The organism is Pseudomonas fluorescens Q2-87, from assembly GCF_000281895.1.
GTDB lineage: Bacteria > Pseudomonadota > Gammaproteobacteria > Pseudomonadales > Pseudomonadaceae > Aquipseudomonas > Aquipseudomonas fluorescens_S.
Genome location: NZ_CM001558.1, coordinates 5,951,171 through 5,973,597 on the forward strand (window position 1 = coordinate 5,951,171; position 22,427 = coordinate 5,973,597).

General features: G+C 60.3%; 24 protein-coding genes, 1 tRNA gene and 1 pseudogene. 14 read left to right on the top strand and 12 right to left on the bottom strand.

The features are described 5' to 3' along the window. Positions 1-29: 29 nt before the first annotated feature. Positions 30-470, bottom strand: a complete 441-nt coding sequence (locus PFLQ2_RS01700) for a hypothetical protein (protein WP_003186734.1) — start codon at positions 468-470, stop codon at positions 30-32. Here PFLQ2_RS01700 and trmL point away from each other — a divergent pair. Further along, positions 469-924, top strand: coding sequence for a tRNA (uridine(34)/cytosine(34)/5-carboxymethylaminomethyluridine(34)-2'-O)-methyltransferase TrmL (gene trmL / locus PFLQ2_RS01695; RefSeq protein WP_003186735.1), 456 nt, complete (start codon positions 469-471; stop codon positions 922-924). The two genes, PFLQ2_RS01700 and trmL, sit on opposite strands and share 2 nt — an antisense overlap. A 118-nt stretch (positions 925-1,042) precedes the next feature. Here trmL and secB read toward each other — a convergent pair whose 3' ends face one another. From secB to PFLQ2_RS01680, 3 genes are read right to left on the bottom strand one after another with little or no spacing between them, the layout of a single operon-like run. Next, a complete protein-coding gene (gene secB / locus PFLQ2_RS01690) occupies positions 1,043-1,525 on the bottom strand; it encodes a protein-export chaperone SecB (RefSeq protein WP_003186736.1) in 483 nt (160 codons plus the stop codon). 41 nt (positions 1,526-1,566) lie between these two features. Beyond that, positions 1,567-1,821, bottom strand: coding sequence for a glutaredoxin 3 (gene grxC / locus PFLQ2_RS01685; protein WP_003186737.1), 255 nt, complete (start codon positions 1,819-1,821; stop codon positions 1,567-1,569). Positions 1,822-1,823: 2 nt separating this feature from the next. Then, the gene (locus PFLQ2_RS01680; RefSeq protein ID WP_003186738.1) at positions 1,824-2,237 is read right to left on the bottom strand and encodes a rhodanese-like domain-containing protein; all 414 of its coding nucleotides are present in this window, start codon (positions 2,235-2,237) and stop codon (positions 1,824-1,826) included. Between the two features lie 152 nt (positions 2,238-2,389). Between PFLQ2_RS01680 and gpmI the strand changes: the two genes are divergently transcribed. From gpmI to PFLQ2_RS01655, 4 genes and pseudogenes are all read left to right on the top strand, one after another. Then, positions 2,390-3,919: a 2,3-bisphosphoglycerate-independent phosphoglycerate mutase gene (gene gpmI / locus PFLQ2_RS01675; protein WP_003186739.1), complete on the top strand. Its 1,530-nt coding sequence runs from the start codon at positions 2,390-2,392 to the stop codon at positions 3,917-3,919. Between the two features lie 218 nt (positions 3,920-4,137). Next, positions 4,138-5,429 (top strand): annotated as a pseudogene (locus PFLQ2_RS29190) (murein hydrolase activator EnvC family protein). 32 nt (positions 5,430-5,461) lie between these two features. Next, complete coding sequence (locus PFLQ2_RS01660; RefSeq protein ID WP_003186743.1) at positions 5,462-6,778, top strand: S41 family peptidase; 1,317 nt, start codon at positions 5,462-5,464, stop codon at positions 6,776-6,778. 1 nt (position 6,779) lies between these two features. Continuing rightward, complete coding sequence (locus PFLQ2_RS01655; RefSeq protein ID WP_003186744.1) at positions 6,780-7,565, top strand: divergent polysaccharide deacetylase family protein; 786 nt, start codon at positions 6,780-6,782, stop codon at positions 7,563-7,565. 336 nt (positions 7,566-7,901) lie between these two features. On the opposite strand, the gene PFLQ2_RS01650 is transcribed toward PFLQ2_RS01655, so the two are convergent. The 7 genes from PFLQ2_RS01650 to PFLQ2_RS01620 form a co-directional block, all read right to left on the bottom strand. Beyond that, on the bottom strand, positions 7,902-8,648 hold the full coding sequence (locus PFLQ2_RS01650; RefSeq protein ID WP_003186745.1) for a substrate-binding periplasmic protein: 747 nt from the start codon (positions 8,646-8,648) through the stop codon (positions 7,902-7,904). 63 nt (positions 8,649-8,711) lie between these two features. Then, the gene (gene hisF, locus PFLQ2_RS01645; RefSeq protein WP_003186747.1) at positions 8,712-9,482 is read right to left on the bottom strand and encodes an imidazole glycerol phosphate synthase subunit HisF; all 771 of its coding nucleotides are present in this window, start codon (positions 9,480-9,482) and stop codon (positions 8,712-8,714) included. A gap of 9 nt (positions 9,483-9,491) precedes the next feature. Continuing rightward, on the bottom strand, positions 9,492-10,229 hold the full coding sequence (gene hisA / locus PFLQ2_RS01640) for a 1-(5-phosphoribosyl)-5-[(5-phosphoribosylamino)methylideneamino]imidazole-4-carboxamide isomerase (RefSeq protein WP_003186748.1): 738 nt from the start codon (positions 10,227-10,229) through the stop codon (positions 9,492-9,494). 42 nt (positions 10,230-10,271) lie between these two features. Further along, on the bottom strand, positions 10,272-10,526 hold the full coding sequence (locus PFLQ2_RS01635) for a DUF2164 domain-containing protein (protein WP_003186749.1): 255 nt from the start codon (positions 10,524-10,526) through the stop codon (positions 10,272-10,274). Continuing rightward, positions 10,526-11,164: an imidazole glycerol phosphate synthase subunit HisH gene (hisH, locus tag PFLQ2_RS01630; RefSeq protein ID WP_003186750.1), complete on the bottom strand. Its 639-nt coding sequence runs from the start codon at positions 11,162-11,164 to the stop codon at positions 10,526-10,528. Before hisH ends, PFLQ2_RS01635 begins: the two co-directional genes overlap by 1 nt. Next, positions 11,164-11,757, bottom strand: a complete 594-nt coding sequence (gene hisB, locus PFLQ2_RS01625; RefSeq protein WP_003186751.1) for an imidazoleglycerol-phosphate dehydratase HisB — start codon at positions 11,755-11,757, stop codon at positions 11,164-11,166. The genes hisH and hisB overlap by 1 nt, the downstream gene beginning before the upstream one ends. Before the next feature lie 279 nt (positions 11,758-12,036). After that, complete coding sequence (locus PFLQ2_RS01620) at positions 12,037-13,698, bottom strand: OFA family MFS transporter (RefSeq protein WP_003186752.1); 1,662 nt, start codon at positions 13,696-13,698, stop codon at positions 12,037-12,039. 384 nt (positions 13,699-14,082) lie between these two features. Between PFLQ2_RS01620 and PFLQ2_RS01615 the strand changes: the two genes are divergently transcribed. The 9 genes from PFLQ2_RS01615 (at position 14,083) to PFLQ2_RS01575 (ending at position 21,912) form a co-directional block, all read left to right on the top strand. Next, positions 14,083-16,308: an AsmA family protein gene (locus tag PFLQ2_RS01615; RefSeq protein ID WP_003186753.1), complete on the top strand. Its 2,226-nt coding sequence runs from the start codon at positions 14,083-14,085 to the stop codon at positions 16,306-16,308. Further along, the gene (gene mutY / locus PFLQ2_RS01610; RefSeq protein WP_003186754.1) at positions 16,305-17,372 is read left to right on the top strand and encodes an A/G-specific adenine glycosylase; all 1,068 of its coding nucleotides are present in this window, start codon (positions 16,305-16,307) and stop codon (positions 17,370-17,372) included. The genes PFLQ2_RS01615 and mutY overlap by 4 nt, the downstream gene beginning before the upstream one ends. Continuing rightward, positions 17,369-17,641 carry an oxidative damage protection protein gene (locus PFLQ2_RS01605; RefSeq protein ID WP_003186755.1) on the top strand — a complete coding sequence of 91 codons (273 nt, stop codon included), beginning with the start codon at positions 17,369-17,371 and terminating at the stop codon, positions 17,639-17,641. Before mutY ends, PFLQ2_RS01605 begins: the two co-directional genes overlap by 4 nt. A 101-nt stretch (positions 17,642-17,742) precedes the next feature. Next, positions 17,743-17,818 (top strand) — tRNA-Phe (locus PFLQ2_RS01600). A 360-nt stretch (positions 17,819-18,178) separates the two neighbouring features. Next, positions 18,179-19,126: an antitoxin Xre/MbcA/ParS toxin-binding domain-containing protein gene (locus tag PFLQ2_RS01595; RefSeq protein ID WP_003186756.1), complete on the top strand. Its 948-nt coding sequence runs from the start codon at positions 18,179-18,181 to the stop codon at positions 19,124-19,126. Positions 19,127-19,248: 122 nt separating this feature from the next. Beyond that, on the top strand, positions 19,249-19,578 hold the full coding sequence (locus tag PFLQ2_RS01590) for a DHCW motif cupin fold protein (protein ID WP_003186757.1): 330 nt from the start codon (positions 19,249-19,251) through the stop codon (positions 19,576-19,578). A gap of 65 nt (positions 19,579-19,643) precedes the next feature. Next, complete coding sequence (locus PFLQ2_RS01585) at positions 19,644-20,045, top strand: hypothetical protein (RefSeq protein ID WP_003186758.1); 402 nt, start codon at positions 19,644-19,646, stop codon at positions 20,043-20,045. A 228-nt stretch (positions 20,046-20,273) separates the two neighbouring features. Then, on the top strand, positions 20,274-21,323 hold the full coding sequence (locus tag PFLQ2_RS01580; RefSeq protein ID WP_003186759.1) for a PDDEXK nuclease domain-containing protein: 1,050 nt from the start codon (positions 20,274-20,276) through the stop codon (positions 21,321-21,323). A 142-nt stretch (positions 21,324-21,465) separates the two neighbouring features. Continuing rightward, positions 21,466-21,912, top strand: a complete 447-nt coding sequence (locus tag PFLQ2_RS01575) for a hypothetical protein (protein WP_003186760.1) — start codon at positions 21,466-21,468, stop codon at positions 21,910-21,912. A 9-nt stretch (positions 21,913-21,921) separates the two neighbouring features. Here PFLQ2_RS01575 and PFLQ2_RS01570 read toward each other — a convergent pair whose 3' ends face one another. Beyond that, positions 21,922-22,371, bottom strand: a complete 450-nt coding sequence (locus PFLQ2_RS01570) for a hypothetical protein (protein WP_003186761.1) — start codon at positions 22,369-22,371, stop codon at positions 21,922-21,924. Between the last annotated feature and the right edge of the window lie 56 nt (positions 22,372-22,427).

The window sequence follows — 22,427 nt, forward strand, 5'->3', positions numbered from 1 at the left end:
TGGTACAGGCAGGCCGGGGATTCCCTCTTTTATTGCTCCTGGAGACGGACCTCCACCCGCCAGCGGTCATCGACCTCACTGGCGGTCCATTCCCCGCGCAACGGGCGCGCCGCCACCAATGTCAGCAACAACCCCTTGTCGCTCAAACGCACCCGCCAATTCACATCCTTGCCATTGACCTTGAGCTGGCCATTCTGCGGCCGGCCCTGCGCGTCGAACAACAGCGCCACCGAGCCATCGATGACCTCCCCATGCAACTTGGGCTCGTTGTTGAACCAGGCCACCAACTCGCCTTCCGTTACCTCGATCTGCTGCAATTCGTTTGGCTCGGGCGTGGTCAGGCGCCCAATCATCAGCCCGACCATCACGCCTACGATCGCCAGCGACCCCATCACCCGAGGCATTAGCTTCGAACGCCGATCGGTTTGCGGCGTAGAATGCCGCTCATCTTTATCTGCGGAGCCGTGCATGTTTCACGTCATCCTTTTTCAACCGGAAATACCGCCCAATACCGGCAACGTCATCAGGTTGTGCGCCAACAGCGGCTGCCACCTGCATTTGATCGAACCGCTGGGCTTCGAGATGGACGACAAGCGCCTGCGCCGTGCCGGACTCGACTACCACGAGTATGCCACTTTGCAGCGTCATGCAGACCTCGCCAGCTGCCTGGAAAGCCTCGGGCATCCGCGCCTGTTTGCTTTCACCACCAAGGGCTCGCGGCCATTCCATGACGCCAGTTTCGTCGCCGGCGATGCGTTCCTGTTCGGCCCGGAAAGCCGTGGCCTGCCGGCCGAGGTGCTGGACGCCCTGCCCGCCGAGCAACGCCTGCGCCTGCCGATGCGCGAAGGCTGTCGCAGCCTGAACCTGTCCAACACGGTGGCGGTGGCGGTCTACGAGGCGTGGCGGCAGAACGGATTTCAGTAACACCACATAACAAATGTGGGAGCGGGCTTGCTCGCGAATAGGGAGTGTCAGTTGACATCAATGTCGCCTGACACACCGCTTTCGCGGGCAAGCCCGCTCCCACAGGGTTTGCGTCGACTTATTGAACGGTCGCAGCGCCTTCCTGCTGCATGCGCTGCAATTCTTGCGCGTACAGGGCGTCGAAGTTCACCGGGGCCAGCATCAGGGCCGGGAACGAACCGCGGGTCACCAGGCTGTCCAGGGTCTCGCGGGCATACGGGAACAGGATGTTCGGGCAGAACGCGCCCAGGGTGTGGCTCATCGAAGCCGCGTCCAGGTTCTTGATCAGGAAGATCCCGGCCTGCTGCACTTCGGCGATGAAAGCGACTTCGTCACCGTTTTTCACGGTCACCGACAGGGTCAGCACCACTTCGTGGAAATCATCTTCCAGGGCTTTCTGGCGAGTGTTCAGGTCCAGGCCTACGCTCGGCTCCCATTGCTGGCGAAAGATCGCCGGGCTTTTCGGGGCTTCGAAGGACAGGTCACGTACGTAGATACGCTGCAAGGAGAATTGCGGTGCGGCTTCTTCTTCGCTGGCAGCTGTGTTCTGTTGGTCAGTCATCGCAGATCCTTCTTACTTTCAGGTTCTATTGAGTAGGGAATTCAGGCCTTGAGCATCGCGTCGAGCTTGCCGGCGCGCTCCAGGGCGAACAGATCATCGCAGCCGCCCACGTGCGTGCTGCCGATCCAGATCTGCGGCACAGATGTACGTCCGGCCTTCTGGGTCATTTCGGCGCGCAATTGCGGCTTGCCGTCGACCTTGATCTCTTCGAAAGCCACGCCTTTGTTCTGGAGCAGGAACTTGGCTCTGGAGCAATAGGGGCAGTAATCGCTGGAATAGACAACAACGTGGGGCATTTTCACTTCACCAGGGGCAGATTGTCGGCTTTCCAGCTTGCAACGCCACCGGACAGCTTGGCGGCGGTGAAGCCGGACTTCATCAGTTCACGGGCCAAGGTGCCTGCATGCTGGCCTTGGGCGTCCACCAGGATCACTGTCTTGGCCTTGTGTTTTTCCAGTTCACCGGCCCGTGCGATCAGTTTGTCCTGGGGAATGTTCAGCGCCCCGACAATGTGACCGGCGGCGTAATCCTTGCTCGGGCGAATGTCCACCACCACGCCGGCGTCCTTGTTGACCAGCGCGGTCAGTTCGCCAGTGCTCAGGCTGCGGCCGCCGCCCTGCATCGTGTGAGCAACCAGCAACGCCAGCAGCACGACGAAAATACCGACGAGAATGTAGTGGTTAGTGGCAAATTGAATCAGGTGAGCAACCATCGAAGGAGGTTCCAGGGCGTTAAAATGTCGGCCAGTATACACAGCACACAAGGCCGGCCAAACCCCGCCCGGCGGTGACGCCACCGGAACTTACCTTTAAACTGCCCGTCCCTTTTCCATCGTCTTCTTTCAACCAGCCACGAGTGGATTCCATGACTACCACGCCTAAACCTTTGGTCCTGATGATTCTCGACGGCTTCGGTCACAGTGACAGCCACGAATCCAACGCTGTGTATTCGGCCAACAAGCCCGTGCTGGACCGCTTGTGGGCCACCGTGCCGAACGGCCTGATCTCCGGCAGCGGCATGGACGTCGGCTTGCCGGACGGCCAGATGGGCAACTCCGAAGTCGGCCACATGAACCTCGGCGCAGGCCGCGTGGTGTATCAGGACTTTACCCGGGTGACCAAATCGATCCGCGACGGCGAGTTCTTCGAAAACCCGACCATCTGCGCCTCCGTGGACAAAGCCGTCGCCGCCGGCAAGGCCGTGCACTTCATGGGCCTGTTGTCCGACGGTGGCGTTCACAGCCACCAGGACCACCTGATTGCCATGGCCGAACTGGCCTTCAAGCGCGGCGCCGAGAAAATCTACCTGCACGCCTTCCTCGATGGCCGCGACACGCCTCCTAAAAGCGCCACCTCATCGATCGAACTGCTGGATGCCACATTCCAAGCCCTGGGCAAGGGCCGCATCGCCAGCATCGTCGGGCGTTATTTCGCCATGGACCGCGACAACCGTTGGGACCGCGTGTCCCAGGCCTATAACCTGATCGTCGACGGCCAGGCCGAATTCAATGCGGCCACCGCCCAGGAAGGCCTGCAAGCCGCCTACGAACGCGGCGAAAGCGACGAATTCGTCAAGGCCACCACCATCGGTGAGCCGGTCAAGGTCGAAGACGGCGACGCGGTGGTGTTCATGAATTTCCGCGCCGACCGTGCCCGCGAGCTGACCCGTGTGTTTGTCGAGGACGATTTCAAGGAATTCAACCGCGCGCGCCAACCGAAACTCGCCGGCTTCGTGATGTTGACCCAATACGCGGCCAGCATCCCTGCCCCATCGGCCTTCGCCGCCGGCAGCCTGGACAACGTGCTGGGCGATTACCTGGCAAAGAACGGCAAGACCCAGCTGCGTATCGCCGAAACCGAGAAATATGCCCACGTGACGTTCTTTTTCTCCGGTGGCCGCGAAGAACCTTTCCCGGGCGAAGAACGCATCCTGATCCCCTCGCCGAAAGTCGCTACCTACGACTTGCAGCCTGAGATGAGCGCGCCGGAAGTGACCGACCGCATCGTCGACGCCATTGAAAACCAGCGTTACGACGTGATCGTGGTCAACTACGCCAACGGCGACATGGTCGGCCATAGCGGTGTGTTCGACGCGGCGGTCAAGGCCGTGGAATGCCTGGACACCTGCGTCGGTCGCATCGTCGAGGCCCTGGAGAAGGTCGGCGGCGAAGCGCTGATCACGGCTGACCACGGCAACGTCGAGCAAATGTCCGACGAATCCACCGGCCAGGCCCACACCGCCCACACCACCGAGCCGGTGCCGTTCATTTATGTCGGCAAGCGCGACTTCAAGGTCCGCGAGGGTGGCGTGCTGGCTGACGTGGCACCGACCATGCTGATGCTGCTGGGGATGGAAAAGCCGGCCGAGATGACCGGGACTTCGATTCTGGTCTGAACCAGCGCAAATCGAGTGTGGGAGCGGGCTTGCTCGCGAATGCGGTGTATCAGACACATAACTGTCGACTGGCACGCCGCATTCGCGAGCAAGCCCGCTCCCACACGGGGTTTGCAGTGTTTTTCCGGCCAGTTATCACACAGCCCCAAATGGGCGTTTTTTTTGCAGCGTGGGGCGGGCATACTAGGCCGTCCCTTTCCCTGGTGTCGCCCGCCTCTATGCTTCGCGTCCTGATAGCCCTCGTTCTGACCTGCCTGCTCCAACCGGCCTTTGCCGACGAGCGCGCGCAAACCCAACAGCAGTTGGAAGCCACGCGCCAGGACATTGCCGAGCTGAAAAAGCTGCTGGGCAAGTTGCAGGAAGAGAAATCCAGCGTACAGAAAGACCTGCGCGGCACCGAAACCGAGATGGGCAAGCTGGAGAAGCAGGTCGAGGCCTTGCAAAAAGAGCTGAAGAAAAGCGAATCCGAGCTGCAGCGGCTCGATGGAGAGAAAAAAAACTCCAGGGCGCGCGCACTGAACAGCAAAAGCTGATCGCCATCCAGGCCCGGGCCGCCTACCAGAACGGCCGCCAGGAGTATCTCAAGCTGCTGCTCAACCAGCAGAATCCCGAGAAATTCGCTCGCACCCTCACTTATTACGATTACCTGAGCCAGGCCCGCCTGGAACAGCTCAAGAACTTCAACGAAACCCTGCGTCAACTGGCCAATGTCGAAAAAGACATCGAACTGCAACAAGCCCAGTTGCTGGTGCAGAAAAGCAGCCTCGACAGCCAGCGCGACGAACTCGAAAAGGTTCGCAAGGAACGTCAGGTGGCGCTGGCCAAGCTCAATGACGACGTGAAGGCCCGCGACAGCAAGCTCAAGGCCCGCGAGCAGGATCAGGCTGAGCTGGCAAACGTGTTGAAAACCATCGAGGAAACCCTGGCCCGCCAGGCTCGTGAGGCAGAAGAAGCGCGCCAGAAAGCGCTGATCGCCCAGCAGGAAGCCGAAAAAAAGCGTTTGCGTGAGGCCCAGGCCGAAGCGGACGCAGGCGATGCCCCGCGCAAGCCGGCGAAAACCAGTCCTGGCGCACTGGTTTCCAGCGATGGCGAAACCTTTGGCGGTGCTTTTGCCTCAGCCCGAGGCAAACTTCCATGGCCGGTCAATGGTCGATTACTTGCCCGCTTCGGTGAAACCCGTGGCGACGACACCCGCACCAAGTGGGACGGCGTGATGATCAGCGCCTCCGCCGGCAGCCAGGTGCATGCCGTGCATGGCGGGCGCGTGGTGTTCGCTGACTGGTTGCGTGGCGCCGGCCTGTTGGTGATCCTGGATCACGGCAACGGTTATTTAAGCCTGTATGGCCACAACCAGACGCTGCTCAAGTCGGCGGGCGATGTGGTCAAGGCCGGCGAGTCCATCTCCACGGTTGGTAACAGTGGCGGGCAGGACACGCCAGCGCTGTATTTCGCTATTCGTCAGCAGGGTCGCCCCAGTGACCCGGCCCAATGGTGTCGTGCGCAAGGATAAGCGCGCCCATCCTATTAAGGAGTTCGTTCGACATGCTGCATTTGTCCCGCCTCACCTCGCTGGCCCTGACGATCGCCCTCGTGATCGGTGCGCCGCTGGCTTTCGCCGCCGACCCGGCCCCGTTGGCCCCCGCCGCCTCGGCCGCGACCACCAAGGCCCCGCTGCCGCTGGATGAGCTGCGCACCTTTGCCGAAGTCATGGACCGGATCAAGGCCGCCTACGTGGAACCGGTGGACGACAAGACGCTGCTGGAGAACGCCATCAAAGGCATGCTCAGCAACCTTGACCCGCATTCGGCCTATCTGGGGCCGGACGATTTTGCCGAGCTGCAGGAAAGCACCAGCGGCGAGTTCGGGGGCCTGGGCATCGAGGTCGGCAGCGAAGACGGCTTCGTCAAAGTGGTATCGCCCATCGACGACACGCCCGCTTCCAAGGCTGGCATCCAGGCGGGCGACTTCATCGTCAAGATCAACGGCCAGCCGACCCGCGGCCAGAGCATGACCGAAGCGGTCGACAAGATGCGCGGCAAGATCGGCCAGAAGATTACCCTGACCCTGGTGCGAGACGGCGGTACGCCGTTCGACGTGACCCTGACCCGAGCAGTCATCCAGGTCAAGAGCGTGAAGAGCCAGCTGCTGGAATCGGGCTATGGCTATATCCGCATCACTCAATTCCAGGTCAAGACCGGCGAAGAAGTCGCCAAGGCCCTGGCCAAGATGCGCAAGGACAACGGCAAGAAACTCAACGGCCTGGTCCTGGACCTGCGCAACAACCCCGGCGGCGTGTTGCAGTCGGCTGTGGAAGTGGTGGATCACTTCATCACCAAGGGCCTGATCGTCTACACCAAGGGCCGCATCGCCAACTCCGAGCTGCGCTTCTCGGCCACCGGCAACGACCTGAGCGAAGCCGTGCCGCTGGTGGTGCTGATCAACGGCGGCAGCGCCTCGGCATCGGAAATCGTCGCCGGCGCCCTGCAGGACCAGAAACGCGGCGTGGTCATGGGCACTACCAGCTTCGGCAAGGGCTCGGTGCAAACTGTCTTGCCGTTGAACAACGACCGCGCCTTGAAGATCACCACCGCGCTGTACTTCACGCCCAACGGCCGCTCGATCCAGGCCCAGGGCATCGTCCCGGACATCGAGGTGCGCAAGGCCAAGATCACCAACGAGCAGGACAGCGAATACTTCAAGGAAGCCGACCTGCAAGGTCACCTGGGCAATGGCAACGGCGGCGCCGACAAACCGACCGGTTCCGGTGGCAAAGCCAAGCCGATGCCGCAGGATGATGATTACCAGTTGGCCCAGGCCTTGAGCTTGCTCAAAGGATTGAACATCACGTCCGGCCGCTGAGATGGGCCTGCGTTTTACCTTCGTCCTGTTGTGCCTGCTGGCGGGGGCCGTTAACGCGGCGCCCGCCGCACCCTCCTCGCCGCACAAGGCTTACCTGAGCCTGATCATCGATGACCTGGGGCAAAACCTGCCCCGGGACAGACGAGTACTGGCCCTGCCCGGGCCGGTCACCGCCGCGATCATGCCCGACACACCCCACGCCGCCGAATTCGCCCGCGAAGCCCATCGCGCCGGCAAACTGGTCATGCTGCACATGCCCATGGACCCCGCGACCGGGCCGTTCGCCTGGCATCCGGAACTGTCCATCGAAGAATTGGGCAAGCGCCTCGACGCCGCGTTTGCCGCCGTGCCCTACACCAGCGGAATCAACAACCACATGGGCAGCCGCATGACGGCCCAACCAGACGCGATGGCGTGGCTGATGGCGAATTTGCAGCAGCGCCACAAGTTTTTCGTCGACAGCCGCACCAGCGCCCAGACCGTCGCCGCCGCCGAGGCGCAGAAGATTGGCCTGGCCAGCGTCTCGCGGGATGTGTTCCTGGATGACGAACGCACCGAAGCCGCCATCGCCCACCAGCTCCAGACCGCCATCGACCTGGCCCGCCGACAGGGCTCGGCAGTGATGATCGGCCATCCCTACCCGCAAACCCTCGCGGTGCTCGAACGCGAGCTGCCCCGGCTCAAGGCCCAGGGCGTCGAGTGGATCGACATCAAGTCGATGATCAGCTTGCGCAGCAATCAGGCGATGGCCGGACATGGGAAAGATGGGGTTTATCGACCGCGATAACCATGCCGCCGCCATCGCGAGCAAGCTCGCTCCCACAGTAGTTCTGCATCGGGCGCAAGATTTGTGTTCACAGCAGATCCCCTGTGGGAGCGAGCCTGCTCGCGATGACGGCGGCACATTCAATATCTCTGCAAGCTGACCCACCGCTTTCGCGGGCAAGCCCGCTCCCACAGTAGTTCTGCATCGGGCGCAAGATTTGTGTTCACAGCAGATCCCCTGTGGGAGCGAGCCTGCTCGCGATGACGGCGGCACATTCAATATTTCTGCAAGCTGACCCACCGCTTTCGCGGGCAAGCCCGCTCCCACAGGTTTGTGTATCTAGTACCGATCCAGCGCTCAGAGATACCGCGCCATGATCGCATCCACTGCACCTTCCTTGCGCAGCGCATCCAGGGCCGTTTGAAGGCGAGCGACCACGTCGTCGGGCACGTCCTTGTTCAGCGCCAGGTACAGCTCGGCGCTGTTGAATCGCAGCACCGTCTTGAGGTCACTCACCCCTTCCTGACGCGCCAGGTAACGTCCGGCCGGGTCACCGGTTGCCCAGAGGTCGATCTGGCCATTGACCAGCTTCTTCGCATTGTCCTGGTCGCGTAGCACGACAATCGGCTTCAATCCCTGCTTAGCCAATGTCTCGGCAATCGCGTCGCCCTTGTAGGCGCCGATCTTGAATCTGCGCGCCTGCTCCAGCGAATCGAGGGAAATCTGGCTGTCGGCCTTGGCCAGCATGACCCAATCGTCCGGACCAATGGGGCCAACCCATTTGAAGAGTTTCTCGCGCTCTGGCAATCGGGCCATCACGAAAACGCCATAGCCGGGGTTTTCCAGGGCGAGCTTGTAGATCCGCTCCCAGGGGAAACGCAGCGTCAGGCTGTAGGTGATGTCGGCGCGCTTGAATATCTCGCGGACGATGTCCACGGCGATGCCATGGATGTTTTCGTCCTGGGCGAAGTTCTTGCCGTTCTTGGCCATGTTGTATGGCGGGAAGTTTTCCGTCAGCAACACCAGCGATGTATCAGCGGCGCGGGCGGCGCCAGCGAGCAGCAACGAGGCACCGGCGAAGGCGAGAACGAGGCGTTTGAGCATGTCGGGCTACCGCAATCCATGGTGTGCCCAAGAGTGCCTTGGGCCCGCCATGGTGTCCAGCGGTCAGCGAACGCAGATACCGCGATGAGCCATGTAGGCCTTGGCTTCCGGCACGGTGTATTCGCCGAAGTGGAAGATGCTCGCCGCCAGGACCGCGCTGGCGTGGCCTTCGATAATCCCGTCGGCCAAATGCTGCAGGTTGCCGACGCCGCCGGAGGCGATGACCGGGATGCCCAGCGCATCGCTGATGGCGCGAGTGACGCCCAGGTCGAAACCGTTTTTCATGCCGTCCTGGTCCATGCTGGTGAGCAGGATTTCACCGGCGCCCAGGCCTTCCATCTTCTTCGCCCATTCAACAGCGTCGAGGCCCGTGGGCTTGCGGCCGCCGTGGGTGAAGATTTCCCAGCGCGGGGTTTCGCCCGGTCCGGAAACCTTCTTCGCATCGATGGCCACCACAATGCATTGCGAGCCGAAGTGCTGGGCCGCTTCGCCGACGAACTCGGGGTTGAACACCGCCGCGGTGTTGATGGAGACCTTGTCCGCACCGGCGTTGAGCAGGTTGCGGATGTCCTGCACGGTGCGCACGCCACCGCCCACAGTCAGCGGGATGAACACCTGGCTGGCCATGCGCTCGACGGTATGCAGCGTGGTATCACGGCCGTCGACGCTGGCCGTGATGTCGAGGAAGGTAATCTCGTCCGCGCCCTGCTCGTCGTAGCGACGGGCGATCTCCACCGGATCGCCGGCGTCACGGATGTTCTCGAACTTCACACCCTTGACCACCCGGCCGTTGTCCACGTCCAGGCAAGGGATGATGCGTTTGGCCAGCGCCATGGTGAGTCCTCAGCCTTTGTAGGAATCGCAGAAGGCCTGGGCCTCGGCGACGTCCAGGGTGCCTTCGTAGATCGCGCGACCGGTGATCGCACCAATGATGCCCGGGGCCCTGGCGTCGAGCAGCGCCTTGATGTCACCCAGGTTGTGGATACCGCCGGAAGCGATGACCGGGATCTTCGTGGCGGCGGCCAGGGCGGCGGTGAACGGAACGTTGCAGCCCTGCATCATGCCGTCCTTGGCGATGTCGGTGTAGACGATGGCAGACACGCCGTCGGCCTCGAAACGCTTGGCCAGGTCGATCACCTGAACGGTGCTGACTTCAGCCCAGCCGTCGGTGGCGACGAAACCGTCCTTCGCATCGAGACCAACGATGACCTTGCCCGGGAAGGCGCGGCAGGCTTGGGCGACGAACTCGGGCTCTTTCACGGCCTTGGTGCCAATGATCACGTAGCTCACGCCGGCCTTGACGTAGTGCTCGATGGTTTCCAGCGAGCGAATACCGCCACCGATCTGGATCGGCAGGTTCGGATAACGCTTGGCGATGGCCGTGACGACTTCACCGTTGACCGGTTGCCCTTCAAAGGCGCCGTTCAGGTCAACCAGATGCAGGCGACGGCAGCCGCCCTCCACCCACTTGGCGGCCATGCTCACCGGGTCATCGGAAAACACCGTGGAGTCTTCCATGCGGCCCTGGCGCAGACGTACGCAAGCGCCGTCCTTGAGATCGATAGCGGGGATAATCAGCATCTGGCAAACCTTCAAATACGAATATTCAGCTTGGCTCGAAAATCAATTTTTCTCGAGCGCCCACAAGTCGCTTTCAATGCTTTCGAACCTTTCTTTAAGGTGCGTCTGCACGTCGAAAATCGCCCTGTTGTAATAGTGCGGCGCGATTTCGCGGGTAAACAAGTCAAGAATTTCCGCCGCTTCGAACGAACCCAGGTCCAGTTCGAAACGTTCCTCCATGAACCGCTGGATCTTGCGGTTCGCCTCACTCTCCTGCTCGGGCGTGAGGGTGAGGATCGGCGGTTTCTTGCGAGCCATTACCAGCGACCGTCCCACGCCGCGAAGTTTTGCAGCAGTTGCAAGCCGTGTGTATGGCTCTTCTCGGGGTGGAACTGCACGGCGAAGCGCGAACCGTCGGCCAGGGCCGCGGCGAAATCGACGCCATAGTGACCGCTGCCCACCACCTGCCGCGCATTGCCGGCCGCGATGTAGTAGCTGTGCACGAAATAGAAGCGCGCCAGGTCCGGAATGTTGTGCCACAGCGGGTGATCCACCGTCTGCTTCACTTCATTCCAGCCCATGTGCGGGACTTTCAGGTGCTCGCCATCTTCATGCAGGCCCTTGCCGAAAAACTTCACCTGGCCCGGGAACAGGGAGATGCAATCAACGCCGTCGTTCTCTTCGCTGCGTTCGAGCAAGGCTTGCATGCCCACGCAAATGCCGAGGAACGGACGGTCCTGGCTGACCTCGTGGACGAGCTTGTCGAAACCCAGGCGACGAATCTCGGCCATGCAATCGCGAATCGCACCCACCCCAGGAAACACCACCCGGTCGGCTTCGCGAATCACGTCGGCGTCGCTGGTGATCAGCACCTTGCCGGCGCCCACATGCTCGAGGGCCTTGGCCACCGAGTGCAGGTTACCCATGCCGTAATCGATAACCGCGACCGTCTGCATTACAGGACGCCCTTGGTCGAAGGCATTTGCCCGGCCATGCGGTCATCGAGCTCCACGGCCATGCGCAGCGCGCGGCCGAAAGCCTTGAACACGGTTTCGATCTGGTGATGGGTGTTGTGCCCGCGCAGGTTATCGATGTGCAAGGTCACGTTGGCGTGATTGACGAAGCCCTGGAAAAATTCCTGGAACAGGTCGACATCGAAGCCGCCTACGGTGGCGCGGGTATACGGCACATGCATTTGCAGGCCCGGACGACCGGAGAAGTCGATGACCACGCGCGACAGCGCTTCATCGAGCGGCACATAGGCATGGCCGTAACGCCGGATGCCTTTTTTGTCGCCGATGGCTTTGGTAAAAGCTTGTCCCAGGGTGATGCCAACGTCTTCCACCGTGTGGTGGTCGTCGATATGCAGGTCGCCCTTGCTGACGATATCCAGGTCGATCAGCCCGTGACGGGCGATCTGGTCCAGCATGTGCTCAAGAAAAGGCACGCCGATATCGAATCGGGCCTTTCCGGTGCCATCCAGGTTGATCGAGGCTTTGATCTGGGTTTCCAGAGTGTCGCGCTCGACAGACGCCTTACGTTCGGCCATCACCAGCTCCGCAAAATCATTGGGCGAAAAAGGCAGCCATTATAGGGGCGCGAGCGGCAAACAGAAACAAAAGAGGTGACTCACTGACGGGCTGAACGCCGTGTCGGCGGCGATAGACATGTGCATACAAGTATTTGCCTTCACCTAAAACAACTGTGGGAGCGAGCTTGCTCGCGAAGAGGGCGTGTCAGTCAACATAAGTGCCGACTGACCCACCGCTTTCGCGAGCAAGCCCGCTCCCACAGGGTTTGCCCTGGCCCGACGGGTCAGGGCAAGTTTTTAGTGGAACAGCACCGCGGTCTTCTGCAGGGTCACCCACACGCCCCACGCCAACGGAATGCCCACCACCAGCCAGGCGGCGATTGCCAGGGGCTTGGTGCCCGGTGCGGCTTTCCATTCCAGAGAGGTAGTGCTGTCGGCACCCTTGTCATGACCCAGCGCCTGTTCGGCGGCCAGTTCGGCGTCGGTCATGAAGTACTTGTCGGCGACCGGGCGAACCAGCAGATTGCACAGGAAGCCCAATACCAGCAGGCCGGCAAGGATGTACAAGGTGATGTCATAGGCCGCGGCACGTTCCACACCGATGCTCAATTGATACTCACGCAAGTAGTTGACCAATACCGGACCCAACACGCCTGCCGCAGCCCATGCGGTCAGCAAGCGACCGTGGATCGCGCCGACCATTTGCGTACCGAACAGGTCCGCCAGGTAGGCCGGCACGGTGGCGAAACCGCCGCCGTACATCGACAGGATGATGCAGAACGCGGCCACGAACAGCGCGACGCTGCCCAGGTGCCCCAGGTTCGGGATCAGCGCATACAAGGCAAAGCCCAGGGCGAAGAACACGAAATAAGTGTTTTTGCGGCCCAGGTAATCCGAGAACGACGCCCAGAAGAACCGGCCACCGATGTTGAACAGGCTCAGCAGACCCGTGAAACCGGCCGCGATGGCCGCGATCTGGCCCAGCTGTGTAGCGTCCAACTGACCGAACGGCAGGTCGTTGCCGAGCAGTTTGCCGCCGAACACTTCCTGCAACAGTGGCGAAGCCATGCCCAGGATGCCGATACCGGCCGATACGTTCAGGCACAGCACCAGCCATACCAGACGGAACTGCGGGGTTTTCCAGGCGACGTTCACGTGAACGTGGCGATGGGTGATCATCGCGTTCGCGGCTTTCTTCGGCGCCGGGGTCCAGCCTTCAGGCTTCCAGCCGGTCGGCGGGACGCGGTACGACAAGGCGCCACCGATCATGAACACGAAGTAGATCGCGGCCATGACCAGGAAGCTCTGCCATACGCCCACGCCAGTCGGCGAGGCGAAGTGGCTCATCAGCGCTGCGGCCAGCGGAGCACCGACCATCGCACCGCCGCCAAAGCCCATGATCGCCATGCCGGTCGCCATGCCGCGCTTGTCCGGGAACCACTTGATCAGCGTCGACACTGGCGAGATGTAGCCCAGGCCCAAGCCGATACCACCGATGACCCCGGAACCGACCCACATCAGCCAGATCTGGTGGGTATAGATACCCAGCGCGGAAATCAGCAGGCCACCGCACCAGCACAATGCCGATACAACGCCAGCCTTGCGCGGCCCGGCGTGTTCCAGCCAGCCACCCCAAATGGCTGCCGAGCAGCCCAGGAAGATGAAGAACAGGGTGTAGATCCAGCCGAGCATCGAGATCGGCCAGTCACACTGGGATGAAAAGACTTGCGAGATGAAGCTCATGTCCGGTGCGCAGGCCACAGGCTTGGTGACGCCCAAGGCTTTGGACAGCGGCAACCAGAACACCGAGAAGCCATAGGCCATGCCGATGCAAAGGTGGATAGCCAGTGCAGCCGGCGGAACCAGCCACCGGTTGAAGCCAGGCTTGGCGATGATGCGTTCCTTGGAGAGGAACGCAGGCTGGTCGGCGACGCCGCCCGCCATAATGCTCGTGCTCATTTGTGTATCCCCCAGTTATTAGAATGGTTCGCCAGCCACGCATCACCCTCAACCTTATTTGCACGCAGGCATGGCTGTATTTTTAGGTGAAGCTCCATATTGGTGCGACGTCAAGTCGCAGAAAGACGTGCGAACGAGTAAAGGTTACCATTTGCCCGTGACAGAAAAACCAAAGTGCTATCACGTTTTTTGTGTCATTCGTCTTATCGCGCCGTTGGCCATTTTCTATAGGGGGCCAGCTGTTTATTTTTCCGGCCTTTGCAATATAGAGCTGTTTTTCAGGTGATTGTGGAACGGCGCTGGAAAACGATGACCCAACGCTCCATCAATTGCCGGCGTTATACTCCCAGGCAAATTTTGAACTCAACCTGTAAGGATTCGCCCATGAAAGCGTTCGGCAAAATCCTGGGTCTGGTACTTCTCGGGCTGTTGCTGATCATTGTGGCCCTGGGCTTTGCCCTGACCCATCTGTTCGATCCCAACGACTACAAAGAAGAGATCCGCCAGATAGCCCGCGATAAAGCCCACATTGAGCTGACCCTCAATGGCGACATCGGCTGGAGCCTGTTTCCATGGCTGGGTCTGGAATTGCACGACGCCAGCGTAGCCACCCTGGCCAATCCGACACAGCCTTTCGCCGACTTGCAGATGCTTGGCCTTTCGGTGCGGGTGATACCGCTGTTGCGCCGGGAAGTACAGATGAGCGATGTCCGGGTCGAAGGCCTGAACCTGCGCCTGAACCGTGACAAAAACGGTCACGGCAACTGGGAAGACATCGGCAAGGTGCCCACGGCTGCGACGACCGCGAACACGCCAGCACCAGCCGAACAGCCAGCCCCACCTGCCAGCCCCCCAGCGGAGAAACCGGCCCAGCCGACCCGCTTGGACATCGACAGCCTGACCGTGAATAACGCCCGGGTCGAATATACCGACGAGCGCACCGGCAAGCTGCTCACTGCCGAAAGCATCCAGCTGAGCACTGGCCCGGTCCATGATTCCACCAACATCCCGGTCACCCTCACCGCATTCCTGTCCAGCAGCCAACCGGCCGTGCGCGTGCGCACCGAAGTCACCGGTGAACTGCGCTTCGAGCGCGCCTTGCAACGCTACAAGTTCGAAGACCTGAAACTGTCTGGCGAAGCCACGGGCGACCCGTTGCAGGGCAAGACCCTGAATTTCGCCGCCCAGGGTCAATTGTTCCTGGATAAAGCGGCCAACGTCGCCGAATGGACCGGCGTCAAGCTGTCGCTCAATCAGTTGCGCGCCTTGGGCGAACTGAAGGTCAACGACCTCGACAAGACACCACAACTGAACGGTGGATTGTCCATCGCCCCGTTCGACCTGGCGAACTTCGTTGACAGTGTCGGCCAGAAACTGCCCGCCATGGCCGAAGGCAGCCTGAGCAAAGTCGAATTGGTCACCCGCATTGCCGGCACGCCGACCAGCGTCGACTTCAATGACATCAACCTGAAGATCGACGACAGCAGCTTCAGCGGTCGCATTGCCGTGGAGGATTTTGCCAAGCAGTCCCTGCGCGCGCAGCTCAAGGCCGACACCTTCAACGTCGACCGCTACTTGCCGCCGAAATCCGCCGAAGCCGACAGCTCCAAGGCGGCCCGTGAGGCCGAAGTCAGCAACACCGAAGCCAGTGCCATGGCGGGCGCCGGCAGCACACCGCTGCCCAGCGCCCCGACCCAGGGTGCGTGGAGCAATGACCGGCTGTTTCCGGTGGAGCGCCTGAGCAAGCTGGACCTCGATGCCGACCTGACTTTCGGTCAACTGACCCTCGACAAGCTTGCGATCCAGAACGCCGCGCTCAAGGCGACAGGCCTTGCCGGTTTGTTGACCTTGGAAAACCTGCGAGGCGATCTGTATGGCGGCAACTTCGAAGCCAAGGGCACGCTGGACGTGCGCCAGCCCACACCGCAGTTGAGCCTGCAAACCCGCATCAACCGGGTGCCAGCCGAAAAAATCATCGAAAGCCAAGGCAAGAATCCGCCGGTCAAAGGACTGGTCACGCTCAACAGCGCGGTAACCGCCAGCGGCAATAGCCAGAAGGCGCTGATCGACAGCCTCAACGGCAACGCCGGGTTCGTCATCAACGATGGCATGCTGCTCAATGCAAACCTTGAGCAGCAACTGTGCAAAGGCATCGCCACCCTGAATCGCCAAGCCCTCAGTGGCGAACCCCGAGGCAAGGACACGCCGTTCCAGCAACTCGATGGCAACCTCACCTTCCATAATGGCGTCGCCAGCAACCCCGACCTGAAAGTCCGCGTCCCCGGCATGAGGGTCAACGGTAACGGCGACATCGACCTGCGGGTCCTGGGCATGGACTATCGCGTCGGCGTCATCGTCGAAGGCGACAAGAGCGACATGCCCGACCCCGCCTGCCAGGTCAACGAACGCTACGTCGATATCGAATGGCCGTTGCGCTGCCGTGGCCCGCTGGAGTTGGGTGCGAAGGCATGCCGCCTGGACAACGATGGGCTGGGCAAGGTCGCGGCGAAACTGGCCGGCGACCGTCTCGGCGACAAGATCGATGAAAAACTCGGCGACAAGGTCAGCCCCGAACTGAAAAATGCGCTCAAGGGGTTATTCAAGCGATGAGGGCCGAGCAGTTTTCCAGCGCCGTACTGGACTGGTTCGACCGCCACGGGCGTCATGACTTGCCGTGGCAACAAGGCATCAACCCGTATCGGGTGTGGGTCTCGGAAATCATGTTGCAGCAGACCCAGGTCAGCACCGTGCTCAATTACTTCGACCGGTTCATGGCCTCGCTGCCCACCGTCGAAGCCCTGGCCGCCGCGCCGGAGGATGAAGTGCTGCACCTGTGGACCGGGCTGGGCTACTACACCCGGGCGCGCAACCTGCAAAAAACCGCGAAAATCGTGGTCGAGCAGTACGGAGGGGAGTTTCCCCGGGACGTGGAAAAACTCACCGAGCTGCCGGGGATCGGTCTATCCACTGCCGGGGCCATTGCCAGCATCAGCATGGGCCTGCGGGCGCCGATCCTCGACGGCAACGTCAAGCGGGTCCTGGCACGCTTCACCGCCCAGGAAGGCTACCCGGGCGAGCCCAAGGTCGCCAAACAGCTCTGGGCCACCGCCGAGCGCTTCACGCCCCAGGATCGCGTCAACGCCTACACCCAGGCGATGATGGACCTGGGAGCAACGCTCTGCACCCGCAGCAAGCCCAGCTGCCTGCTCTGCCCGCTGAAACAAGGCTGCGAGGCCCACATGCTGGGCCTGGAAACGCGCTACCCGATTCCCAAGCCACGCAAGGACGTACCGAAAAAACGCACCCTGATGCCAATGCTCGCCAACCACGAAGGCGCGATCCTGCTTTACCGTCGCCCTTCCACCGGTTTGTGGGGCGGCTTGTGGAGCCTGCCGGAACTCGACGACCTCGACGACCTGCAGCACCTGGCCCTGCAACACTCGCTGGAGCTGGGCAGGCAGCAAGAAATGCCGAGCCTGGTACACACCTTCAGCCACTTCCAGTTGGCGATCGAACCCTGGCTGGTCCGGGTCCGGGAAACCGCTCATCACGTGGCCGAGGCCGACTGGCTCTGGTATAACCTCGCCACCCCGCCGCGCCTGGGCCTTGCCGCCCCGGTCAAAACCTTGCTCGAACGCGCGGTCGCCGTATTGAACGCAGGAGAGTTGCAATGACCCGCACCATCATGTGCCGCAAGTACAAAGAACAACTCGAAGGCCTGGAACGCGCACCATTCCCGGGTGCCAAGGGCCAGGACATCTACGACAACGTCTCGGCCAAGGCCTGGGGCGACTGGCAAAAACACCAGACCCTGCTGATCAACGAAAAGCGCCTGAACATGATGAACGCCGAAGACCGCAAGTACCTTCAGGGCGAAATGGACAAGTTCTTTTCCGGCGAAGAATACGCCAAGGCCGAAGGCTACGTGCCGCCGTCCGAATAAGTGGTTCAGGCCGGGGCGGATCGTAACCGACGGTAATAATTAAATATTTTTTGAAATCATGCTTGACGCCCCCCTGAAAAACCCGTTTAATGCGCCCCGTTGCCCAGATAGCTCAGTCGGTAGAGCAGGGGATTGAAAATCCCCGTGTCGGCGGTTCGATTCCGTCTCTGGGCACCAAATACCGAAAACCCCGATCAAGAAATTGATCGGGGTTTTTTATTGCCTGCGGTTTCTTGCAATGGCGACTGATCTCTTTTAGGCCGCCCCCCTATAGATCAGTCGGCAGAAGTGTTGCGGCTCGTTTCCGCCTTTGATCGCCGCATCGTGAGCGATTAACCTTTCTCCACGCTGATCCGACGGGCTCTCCCATTTGGGATCGCCTTTTTGCGCCACACGCAGCGAGAGTTTGCGTCACACGCAGAATCTGCGTAATACTGCGCCCAACAACTAACCCTCGTGACCGGTGTGGCATGTCCATCTGGTTGGAGGGGGAAAAAGCCGGCGCAAGCCGGTTTTTTCATTTCTGGAGCAAGGGATATGCAGCGAGTGCCCGATTTCGAACCTCTGCGCACTCGTATTTACATCGATGGCTATAATTTCTACTACGGTTGCCTGAAGGGAACCTCCTACAAATGGCTCGACCTGCTGTCACTTTTTGAAAAGCACCTTTTGCCATCAGTGCTGGTCAAGGACACTAACAACCTCGTCAGGCAATCAGCCCTGCTCGCCTGCCCCTCGATAAAATTCTTTACAGCCAAAATCATCGAAACCGTGGCGCGAGCACCTGACTCGGTTTCATCCCAAGCCCGCTATCACACTGCTCTACGCAAGCTATACGGCAACCGTATTGACTTGGTGGAGGGCTATTACGCGGTCAACAAGATGAAGGTGAAAGTTGTCGATGCCAGCCACCCAAATCGCGCGCCTCGTGAATGTGAAGAAATCCAGGCCTGGAAAGTTGAGGAAAAGCAGAGTGACGTAAACCTGTCTCTACAGGCCTATCACGACGCAATGACTGGGGAGATCGATCATGCTGTTTTCGTCACGAACGACACGGATATCGCCCCAGCCCTTCAGATGATTCGTAGCTACACCCCTGTCCGGGTGGGCGTAGTCATTCCAACGACAAATCACGAACGAATCCCCAATACCGAACTGGCCGAATCAGCTCATTGGGTGCGAACCCATATCACTCGTGCAGAGCTCGCGGCATGCCAGCTCCCCCGAGTAATTCCCGGGCGAAAAGCGACGGTTAAGCCCGAATCCTGGTATCCCCGTCCTGATCTACTTCATCAGGTCCTCAAGCTGGCAATCCCAATCCGAGGTGATCGTGGCAAGGCGTTCAAATGGATGGAACAACCGAATAGCCATCTAGATGGCCAACGGCCCATTGAATTGGTAGAAACAGAGGAGGGAACCCAGCAAGTCTTGAGTTACATCCAGGACTGGATAGCTCATCAAACCAAACTCCAAGACAGTGTTTAGACGCCATCAAAGAGTGGAAAGGAAGGCAGCCAAAGCTTCCTCTTCCGGCGAGTTCTTCCTCTGCCCAACCGACTCAGTTACATTCCCTCATGTTGCTCCCCTTTCCCTACAGACGAGTCGACATGGACATCACCGGCATCCCCTTTGGCACCACCGATTGGTCAACCATCGAGCCCACCGAACACAAGGGCGTTACCGGAACCGCTTACTGGCGCACCCGGCAGTTCGGGAACATCCGGGTGCGGATGGTGGAATATACGGCGGGGTATCTGGCCGATCACTGGTGCACCAAGGGGCACATCCTGTTTTGCCTGAAAGGCGAGCTGCACACGGAATTGGAGGATGGGCGGCAGTTCGTGCTCAAGGCTGGCATGAGCTATCAAGTGGCCGACCAGGCCGAGCCTCATCGATCTTCCACCGAGCTGGGCGCAACCTTGTTCGTGGTGGATTGAGGTTCGAAGCGTCGGCCGTGAAGCTGTAGGATAGATGGCCTTATTTACATGCCAGGAATCGACTCATGTCATCGGCGGACAAACAGCAGAAACGCAACCAGCGCGCCAAGGCGAAAGCCAAGAAAAACCGGATTCAACGCGCCGCTGCGCCGAACGATTTCCTGGACCCGAACGATGAGCGCATCGATCTGGAGACGGTGGATCTGTCGGAACTGTTCCAGGTCATGAACGCAGCCGAAAAGATCAGCCAACAGGCCATGTGTGCGGTTTTCCTGGGGCATCCTCTGCTGGCGCTGGTGTTGGAGCAGGAAGGCGAAGAAGAAGCCACTGATTTCATCATTACCACCCTGATCGAATACCGGCGCATGACCAAAGGCGTCGATGAGCAGACCGCGCTGGACTGGGTCGAGAGCAAGCAATTCCAGGCCGATTATGTGGCCGCCTCCCAGGCGCTGGCGCAAGGCTAGGCCTGAGCGTCGTCCCGCCAGACACTTTTTGGCGGGGGGCGCTTGCGGTGGACGACACGCTGCTGGGATAACTCCTACAAACCAGGTTCAAGCGACATATAGCGGCGTCATCCCCATCCTGCGTTGACTACCTATATTTCCTCCAAGCCAATCAGCCCCGTCCTGCATCATCGAAAATGCCTCTGGAGCATGCTTTGGGTCCGCCCCCTTTAATGGCTGGACGCATCGATGACTTCTATTTCGCCTCAGGATGACCCACAACTCGCGCCACTGATCACCGAGCTCGGCGAACTGATCCGCCAGGCTCGCCAGAAGGTCCTGCGCGCCGTTGATACGCTCCAAGTACAGACGTGCTGGCAGATCGGGCGACACATCATTGAATTCGAACAGGGCGGGGCTGAACGAGCGGCGTATGGAAAACGCCTGCTGCCGTCGCTGGCGAAGGTGCTGACGGCTCGGTTTGGCAAGGGGTTTGATGAACGCAACCTGCGTCACATGCGAGACTTTTATCAGAAATTCCCGATTTGGGACGCAGTGCGTACCGAATTGAGTTGGACCCATTACCGCACGCTTTTGCGCGTGGAGCACGACGACGCCCGGCGCTGGTACATGAAAGAAGTGGTCATCCAAAACTGGTCCACCCGCGCCCTCGAACGCCAGATCGGCACCTTCTATTACGAACGTCTGCTCACCAGCCGCGACCGGCCGGCGGTGGAGCAGGAGGCTGTGGTCAACACGAGGGAATTGAACCTCGGCCCCAGGGATATCGTCAGGGATCCGGTAGTTCTGGAGTTCCTCGGCCTACCCAATGCCGGCATCGTCCTGGAAACAGAACTGGAACAGGCCCTGATCGACCAACTGCAGGGTTTTCTTCTGGAGCTGGGCAAAGGCTTCGCCTTCATCGCTCGTCAACAACGCATCAGCACCGAAAGCAAAGATTTCTACGTCGACCTGGTCTTCTACAACTACCTGCTCAAGTGCTTTGTCATCGTCGACCTCAAGCGTGGCGAACTGAGCCACCAAGACATCGGGCAAATGGATATGTACGTGCGCCTCTACGAAGATCTCAAACGCAGCCCCGAAGACAAACCCACCGTCGGCATCATTCTCTGTGCCCAGAAAGACGAATCGGTGATGCGTTATTCGGTATTGCTGGGCAATGAGCAGTTATTCGCCAGCCAGTACAAGCTGGTGCTCCCCACGGAAGAAGAACTGCGCACCGAGCTGGACCGTGAACGGGCACGGCTTGAGCACATGACAACCGGGCCAGGTTTGTAGATTTCCAAGGGGATTGTCCAGGCTCATGGCGGTAAACTGCACGCCGAAAGCCAGCCAGGCCAGGGCAGCGAGTTCCGCTTCACTGTGCCGAAAATCGACTGAGCCGTGCGCCGCCCCTTCAACAATTGGAAACCGAAGCCCAATGGCCTCACTGAACAAACAGCAAAAACGCGCCAAGCGCGCCAAAGACAAAGCCAAGCAGATCCGCATGACCGGGCGTAAATCCACCCCGATGTACGGTGACCCGGCCTACGCCACCGCCCAGCCTCCGGTCTATGTGCTGGAACTGTTCGCCAAGCTGCGCGAAGCCGAAGCCATCAGCCGCAGCGAAATGCTCGACACGTTGCTCGCCTCGCTGAGCGTGATGATCAGCGAACGCCCAGGGCTGCTCGATCTGAAAAACGCCGAGAACGAAAGCATGGCGGCGACCAACCTGGCCGCCGACATGCTGGTGGACTACCGCATGTGGGTCGATGAAATGGACCGCGAGACGGCACAGCGCTGGCTCAGCACGCCGGAGTTCATCAAGGACTTCAGCGAAGCATTGGACCGGTATCGTCAGTCCATGAAAGAGCCCGCCGGCGAATAAGCCGACCGGTTATTCGTCGCCGTTCCAATGGAACACCAGGTTGCGTGCAGCGCCGCTGCCAACTTCGGCGGTGTCGCGCCGCTCCTCACCGTTGCGCTTCGCCAGCACGGTGTACTTGCCCGGCGGCAGTTGGACATATACGAGCGGCCCCGCGTCGCTGAGCGTTAGTAGCGTCTGCCCTGATGCAGTCTGGACGACGACATCCACATCCGGGATGTATTTGTTTTCCGGCCCGACCGCGAAGGTCATGTGCAGGTTGTAGCCCTGGGCCTGCCCGATTGCCCGGGCTTCATCCTCACCAATCCCGCCGGACAGGTAGCTGATACCGTTCTGCTGCATGGGCTGGACCTGGACACCTGTGTTGTCTATGGGCGCTAGGTTGGTGGCATTGAGCCCGATGGGGAACAGCAGGATACTGATGGCGATGAAAGGTAATACAAAATAATGAATGAGCTTCATGGCGAGGACTCCAGGTTCTGGAAACAACTCACATGAGTTCTTTTTGGAGCACCATT

Bases quoted from the DNA above. Each gene is read 5' to 3' on its own strand.
- trmL (WP_003186735.1), top strand. From the start codon at position 469: ATGTTTCACGTCATCCTTTTTCAACCGGAAATACCGCCCAATACCGGC.
- PFLQ2_RS01700 (WP_003186734.1), bottom strand. From the start codon at position 470: ATGCACGGCTCCGCAGATAAAGATGAGCGGCATTCTACGCCGCAAACC.
- secB (WP_003186736.1), bottom strand. From the start codon at position 1,525: ATGACTGACCAACAGAACACAGCTGCCAGCGAAGAAGAAGCCGCACCG.
- grxC (WP_003186737.1), bottom strand. From the start codon at position 1,821: ATGCCCCACGTTGTTGTCTATTCCAGCGATTACTGCCCCTATTGCTCC.
- PFLQ2_RS01680 (WP_003186738.1), bottom strand. From the start codon at position 2,237: ATGGTTGCTCACCTGATTCAATTTGCCACTAACCACTACATTCTCGTC.
- gpmI (WP_003186739.1), top strand. From the start codon at position 2,390: ATGACTACCACGCCTAAACCTTTGGTCCTGATGATTCTCGACGGCTTC.
- PFLQ2_RS01660 (WP_003186743.1), top strand. From the start codon at position 5,462: ATGCTGCATTTGTCCCGCCTCACCTCGCTGGCCCTGACGATCGCCCTC.
- PFLQ2_RS01655 (WP_003186744.1), top strand. From the start codon at position 6,780: ATGGGCCTGCGTTTTACCTTCGTCCTGTTGTGCCTGCTGGCGGGGGCC.
- PFLQ2_RS01650 (WP_003186745.1), bottom strand. From the start codon at position 8,648: ATGCTCAAACGCCTCGTTCTCGCCTTCGCCGGTGCCTCGTTGCTGCTC.
- hisF (WP_003186747.1), bottom strand. From the start codon at position 9,482: ATGGCGCTGGCCAAACGCATCATCCCTTGCCTGGACGTGGACAACGGC.
- hisA (WP_003186748.1), bottom strand. From the start codon at position 10,229: ATGCTGATTATCCCCGCTATCGATCTCAAGGACGGCGCTTGCGTACGT.
- PFLQ2_RS01635 (WP_003186749.1), bottom strand. From the start codon at position 10,526: ATGGCTCGCAAGAAACCGCCGATCCTCACCCTCACGCCCGAGCAGGAG.
- hisH (WP_003186750.1), bottom strand. From the start codon at position 11,164: ATGCAGACGGTCGCGGTTATCGATTACGGCATGGGTAACCTGCACTCG.
- hisB (WP_003186751.1), bottom strand. From the start codon at position 11,757: ATGGCCGAACGTAAGGCGTCTGTCGAGCGCGACACTCTGGAAACCCAG.
- PFLQ2_RS01620 (WP_003186752.1), bottom strand. From the start codon at position 13,698: ATGAGCACGAGCATTATGGCGGGCGGCGTCGCCGACCAGCCTGCGTTC.
- PFLQ2_RS01615 (WP_003186753.1), top strand. From the start codon at position 14,083: ATGAAAGCGTTCGGCAAAATCCTGGGTCTGGTACTTCTCGGGCTGTTG.
- mutY (WP_003186754.1), top strand. From the start codon at position 16,305: ATGAGGGCCGAGCAGTTTTCCAGCGCCGTACTGGACTGGTTCGACCGC.
- PFLQ2_RS01605 (WP_003186755.1), top strand. From the start codon at position 17,369: ATGACCCGCACCATCATGTGCCGCAAGTACAAAGAACAACTCGAAGGC.
- PFLQ2_RS01595 (WP_003186756.1), top strand. From the start codon at position 18,179: ATGCAGCGAGTGCCCGATTTCGAACCTCTGCGCACTCGTATTTACATC.
- PFLQ2_RS01590 (WP_003186757.1), top strand. From the start codon at position 19,249: ATGGACATCACCGGCATCCCCTTTGGCACCACCGATTGGTCAACCATC.
- PFLQ2_RS01585 (WP_003186758.1), top strand. From the start codon at position 19,644: ATGTCATCGGCGGACAAACAGCAGAAACGCAACCAGCGCGCCAAGGCG.
- PFLQ2_RS01580 (WP_003186759.1), top strand. From the start codon at position 20,274: ATGACTTCTATTTCGCCTCAGGATGACCCACAACTCGCGCCACTGATC.
- PFLQ2_RS01575 (WP_003186760.1), top strand. From the start codon at position 21,466: ATGGCCTCACTGAACAAACAGCAAAAACGCGCCAAGCGCGCCAAAGAC.
- PFLQ2_RS01570 (WP_003186761.1), bottom strand. From the start codon at position 22,371: ATGAAGCTCATTCATTATTTTGTATTACCTTTCATCGCCATCAGTATC.